The sequence below is a fragment of the Youngiibacter fragilis 232.1 genome (genome assembly GCF_000495435.3).
In the GTDB taxonomy this organism is placed as follows: domain Bacteria; phylum Bacillota; class Clostridia; order Clostridiales; family Clostridiaceae; genus Youngiibacter; species Youngiibacter fragilis.
On the sequence record NZ_AXUN02000234.1, the window covers coordinates 1 to 5077 of the forward strand.

The 5077-nt window shown below is 42.7% G+C and carries 5 protein-coding genes and 1 rRNA gene; 3 read left to right on the forward strand and 3 right to left on the reverse strand.

From position 1 onward, the window contains the following. The first annotated feature begins 107 nt into the window (after positions 1 to 107). Both rrf and T472_RS18785 read left to right on the forward strand, forming a co-directional pair. A 5S ribosomal RNA gene (rrf, locus tag T472_RS18780) occupies positions 108 to 225 on the forward strand. A gap of 64 nt (positions 226 to 289) precedes the next feature. Continuing rightward, positions 290 to 745 (forward strand): VanZ family protein, encoded by a 456-nt coding sequence (locus T472_RS18785; RefSeq protein WP_023387043.1) that lies wholly within the window; start codon positions 290 to 292, stop codon positions 743 to 745. Between the two features lie 46 nt (positions 746 to 791). Here T472_RS18785 and T472_RS18790 read toward each other — a convergent pair whose 3' ends face one another. The 3 genes from T472_RS18790 to cls are packed head-to-tail and all read right to left on the reverse strand — an operon-like array spanning position 792 to position 3590. Further along, positions 792 to 1295, reverse strand: a complete 504-nt coding sequence (locus T472_RS18790; protein ID WP_023387040.1) for a GNAT family N-acetyltransferase — start codon at positions 1293 to 1295, stop codon at positions 792 to 794. Position 1296: 1 nt separating this feature from the next. Further along, on the reverse strand, positions 1297 to 2082 hold the full coding sequence (locus T472_RS18795) for an HpcH/HpaI aldolase family protein (protein ID WP_023387038.1): 786 nt from the start codon (positions 2080 to 2082) through the stop codon (positions 1297 to 1299). A 44-nt stretch (positions 2083 to 2126) separates the two neighbouring features. Further along, positions 2127 to 3590, reverse strand: coding sequence for a cardiolipin synthase (cls, locus tag T472_RS18800; RefSeq protein WP_023387036.1), 1464 nt, complete (start codon positions 3588 to 3590; stop codon positions 2127 to 2129). Positions 3591 to 3725: 135 nt separating this feature from the next. On the opposite strand from cls, the gene T472_RS18805 reads away from it, so the two are divergent. Next, positions 3726 to 4865 carry a pyridoxal-phosphate-dependent aminotransferase family protein gene (locus tag T472_RS18805; protein WP_023387033.1) on the forward strand — a complete coding sequence of 380 codons (1140 nt, stop codon included), beginning with the start codon at positions 3726 to 3728 and terminating at the stop codon, positions 4863 to 4865. The last annotated feature ends 212 nt before the right edge of the window (positions 4866 to 5077 follow it).

The following is a 5077-nucleotide window of genomic DNA, read 5'->3' on the forward strand; positions in this document are numbered from 1 at the left end:
AGTTTTGAGGGAGCATATCTCTCAATGATGGGATAATACTCATCAATAAGCCGTTCTGCGATTCTTCGAATCTGCACGAACGAGCGAAAAACCTATGGTTTTTCGTATCTGGTGTCTATGACTTTGAGGGTTACACCCGTTCCCATTCCGAACACGACGGTTAAGCCTCAAGGTGCTGATGATACTGCAGGGGAAGCCCTGTGGGAAAGTAGGTTGTCGCCAGGTCAGTCAAATCCCCCGGATCTTTTGGTCCGGGGGATTTGACTTATATCGCCCAGGGAGGGCTCAGATGAAAAATAAACGAATGATATCCTATGCGGCAGTAATAATGTGGATGGCTTTGATTTTCATGTTCTCGATGCAGAACGGAGAAGATTCCTCAGATATGTCCGGAAGGCTTGTCGCCATCCTGAAATTCTTTGGGATTGGAACCGGAGGACAGGAACTTGCACTGGTCAACCTCTTTATACGCAAGGCGGCACATATGACAGAGTATGCAATCCTGTTTTTACTTATAGCCAATGCGTTAAGTATTGATTTTTCCGGCAGGAAGGTGTACCTGTACGCATTACTAATAACCATTGGATATGCTGCTGCTGACGAATTTCATCAATTGTTCGTTCCGGGCAGGGCAGGAACCCTGGTGGATGTTGTGATAGACTCCATTGGTGCGGGATTCGGTACGCTGATAAGGGTTGTTTCAGAAACATATGGATTTAAAGCAAAAAGGAACCTGAAAGTATGATGATTTTCAGGTTCCTTTTTGTATGGAATAAAATCTAATTCAGCAATCAGTTCTTTTTTGCTGCCATCTCGTACAGACCCCAGCTTTCACCATCATATTGGAATGCATTTTCAATGTGATTCTCTTCGATAAATCCTTGGGATATGTAACACCTGTGAGCAGTTAAGTTGTTTTCGAATACACCAAGGGTGACTCTTTCAACCTTCAAAATGTCAAAGGCATAATTGAGGGCACTACCCACCATCTCTTTTCCATAACCTTTTCCACGATGATGCTTGTCAAGTACGATAAACCCGATGTGTACACTGTTGTTGTCATAGTCTGCCTTTCGCATCAAAAAATGACCTGCAGGATCTCCAGATGAGTCCAATGCTGTCATAATCCATGCGTTCATATCATTCTCTGTTCTCTCATAGTAATCATGAAGCTGTTCAATGGTAAGTGGATATTGAAACTTTCCGGCGCACCATTGCATGAATTCAAGTCTGTCCTCAAACCACCCGACCATAAGACCCAAGTCATTCTTCTTTAGAGGTCTAAGTCGTACCATCCTATATTCTCTCCGCTTCTGAATTCAGCTGCGAAACAATGTCCCTATAGGCTTTAATGTATACCGAGGTGTCTATGCCGACAACAACGCTGTCAAAACCGGCAGCAAGATACTTCTTCGCCGATAAGGCATCCCCTGAGAATATAATTGAAATTTTACCGCTTGCCTTGCAGGCGCGAAGGATGCGTTCGATTGCCTCTTTGACCTCGTCATCTTCAAACTGTCCCGGCTTGCCCATATCAATTGACAGGTCATAAGGGCCGACAAGAATTCCGTCTACTCCATCTATGGCGGCAATCTCCTCGATTGACTCAAGGCAGCCTCTTGTTTCGCATTGAGGTATCAGAAGGGTTTCACGGTTAGCGTACTCCATATAGCTGTCAATGGAAGACAAGCTTTCAGAAAATCCCCACCCTCCATCCCTGGTAGGACAAAATCCTCTTTTGCCCTGGGGGTGAAACTTAGCGAAGCTTACCAGCTGCCTGACTTGATCGATATTTTCAACTCCGGGTACGATGACTCCATCCGCTCCCGAATCGAGAACCTTAAGTATGGGACTTCTTGAAATTTCCCGCACCCTTACCATGGTTGAAATCCCTGATGCCATGCATGCAGTCATGTATCCTGAGATACCTTCTTCTGACAATGGTCCGTGTTCGGTATCAAGCATAACAAAATCGACACCTGTATATCCAAGACATTCAAGAGCTACAGAGCTTTCCATTGAGCTTAATGTCCCTATCGGATTTCCACCAGATTTTACCTTATCTAAAAATTTGCTGCCCAATCTAACAACCTCCATATAATCTTTACGATATTCAATACTTAACATCAGAATAGGAGTGAAAACACTCTGAAGAAGCTTTCCTTAAGGTTAGTTATAAGTCCTCTGCCATTGAATTCATCTAAAGTGATCAGTCTGCTTCTGGCGATATCATCGAAAAACATACCTTCTACCTTTGATGCTTCAAGCTCATCATAGACAACTGAGTTGACCTCGTAGTTGTAGTAGAAGCTTCTGACATCAAAGTTCGCAGTTCCCATGGTGAACATCCTTCCATCAACAACAATCGCTTTGGTATGTATAAATGAGTTCTTGTCATAAAGGTAGAATTTCGCTCCAAGCTGCAATATTTCCTTGATGTAAGTCATCGATGCATGCTGCACGGGAGGATGGTCATATTGTTCGGGCATAATTATCCTGACATCAACCCCAGAAAGTATTGCTATCCTAAGGGCTTCAAGTGTCCCTGATGAAGGGATGAAGTAAGGGGAGCTTATGAATATCTTTTCCCTGGCAGATGTTATCATTTTTATGAACAGCTGCTCAATGGTCGAGAATGGCGACGCAGGTCCGCAATAGGCTAGCTGCATGGGTGTATAGGTGCTAACGGAAGTCTTTGGGAAATACTTCTCGAAGTCCTGGATCTGCTTGTGCACTTCTTTTCTGCGATGAAGCTCGAATACCCTGGAATTCTCATTGATATTGATAACGGAGAAAAAATCATCATAGAACAATCCCTGCAGACCAAGTACGAAGTCGCCCCTTATTCTCATATGGGTATCACGCCAGTAACCGAACTTGCTTTTTCCGAGATATTCATCTCCGATGTTATTGCCACCGATATAACCAATTTCCCCATCTATAATAACCAGCTTCCTATGGTTCCTGTAATTGATTGAGGTATCTATTAACCTTGTGAAGTTGGCAAAATGAGCTGAATAGGTAACTATCTCGACACCGCTTTCTATAAGGTCTCTGAGATAATCCCTGTCAAACTTCCTGCCGCCCACCTTGTCCATGATGAATCTGACTTCTACGCCTTCCAGAGCCTTTGCTTTGAGTATGTCAAAGATCTTCCTTCCGATATCATCAGATTTGACTATATAGTATTCCATGTGGATATGGTGTCTGGCTGACTTAAGATCCTCGAGGAGGTCATTGAATTTTTCAAATCCGTCCCTATACAGCTTGATCTCATTTTTCATGAACATCGGACTGGAGTTGCCGTTTGTAACGAGCTTTGCGATATCCTGATAGGGTCCTTCATAATCATCCAGGCTAGCATTGATGAGAGTAAGCATTTCATGTGACAGCCTGTTCTTCAGGTTGGTGCTCCTCCAGTTCCTTCCCACAAGGAAATACAGAACCAGCCCTACAATAGGAACAAGCATGAATATAAGAAGCCACCCTATTGATTTTTCCGGCTTCTCCCTGTTCACGAAGATTATGTAAACAGATATTATGAAATTCAGAAGTATTACAATTATATAAACTGCATTATATAGGCTCATATACACCACCTCTTGCCATATTCACTCAAATCATTATATACAGTATAATACAAATAATCATCTGGAGCGCTAAGGTGGCTCAGGTAAAACTAAATTTTAGAGAAACCAAAAACTGAATTGAAAGAAGGTACCGGTATGGAGACTAAGGCATATTTCCCAGGTCCTACTAAGGTCAGAGACAATGTAAGACAGGCAAGATCGCTTGAGACTATGAATCCAGATATGGATCCCGAGTTTTACGAGATGTACTCGCTTCTTGGAAAAGATATAGGTAAGATAATAGGTACTGATAACCAGGTATTAATATTGTCAGGAGAGGGCATCCTTGGGCTTGAAGCAGCGTGTGCCAGTCTTACTGAGCCTGGAGACAGGGTCCTGGTACTGGAGAACGGGATATTCGGTGAAGGGTTTGCTGACTTTGTTACCATCTATGGCGGCATTCCTGTAGTTTTGAAATTTGACAGATTAAGAGCTATGGATACCCAATTGCTTCAGGAATACCTTGAAAGGGACCATGACTTCAAATATGCAACCCTGGTACATTGTGACACACCATCTGGTGTCCTGAATCCATTATCAGACATTTGCCCGATGCTGAAGAGATATGGAATACTGAGCGTCGTTGATGCAGTCGCTTCATCAGGAGGTGAACCAGTGGATGCCGATAGGAATATGTTAGACATCTGTCTTGGAGCTTCACAGAAGGCGTTTTCTGCACCTGTAGGGCTTACGTTCGCAAGCGTAAGCGAAGCTGCATTCAAGTCGATGGAGTCAAGGAAGGTGCCGATAGCAAGCTACTATATGAATCTGCTTTCCTTTAAAGACAGTATTGCCAACCAGTGGTTCCCTTACTCGATGCCTGCATCTGATATTCTCGGATTGCGACGTGCGGTGGACAATATTCTTGATGAGGGCATATATGAATTTCAGGAAAGGCATAGAAGAATAGCGAATGCGGTACGGAACGCCATTCGGGAGTATGGCCTGAGCCTTCATCTGGAAAATGGTTATTCTAACACGGTTACCGTAGTTGAAATGCCTCACAGCATAGACGTCGACGTATTTCTAAAAAGGCTGAAGAAAGAAAAGGGTCTTCTTCTTTCAGGATCCATAGGATACCTAAAGAACAAAGTCATTCGAATTGGTCACATGGGTGAAAATGCAAATATGACAGAACTTCTGTTTGTATTTGAAGCGATGGATTCTATTATTGAAAGAATGGGATACAAGAGTACTGAGAAACTAAAGGAATTGTTTATGAAGCATATGGCCTAGGAGAGTGCAGTTCACTGCTTTATATTCAGGAAAACCCGATGAAAGAAATGGAAAAAATAAGAAGTTTTTTGGGTTTTTACAGTGAGGTGAATTTTTGAATTGGAAATCCCCTTGAGCTTCATATGTTATCTATACAATTGAAGGTTGTCGATTATTTTACATTTTTAGTTGACACCTAGACCAGCAAATGTTATTATATACAAGTCGCCTGA

Coding starts and splice junctions, on each gene's coding strand:
- T472_RS18785 (WP_023387043.1), top strand. CDS start 290: ATGAAAAATAAACGAATGATATCCTATGCGGCAGTAATAATGTGGATG.
- cls (WP_023387036.1), bottom strand. CDS start 3,590: ATGAGCCTATATAATGCAGTTTATATAATTGTAATACTTCTGAATTTC.
- T472_RS18805 (WP_023387033.1), top strand. CDS start 3,726: ATGGAGACTAAGGCATATTTCCCAGGTCCTACTAAGGTCAGAGACAAT.
- T472_RS18790 (WP_023387040.1), bottom strand. CDS start 1,295: ATGGTACGACTTAGACCTCTAAAGAAGAATGACTTGGGTCTTATGGTC.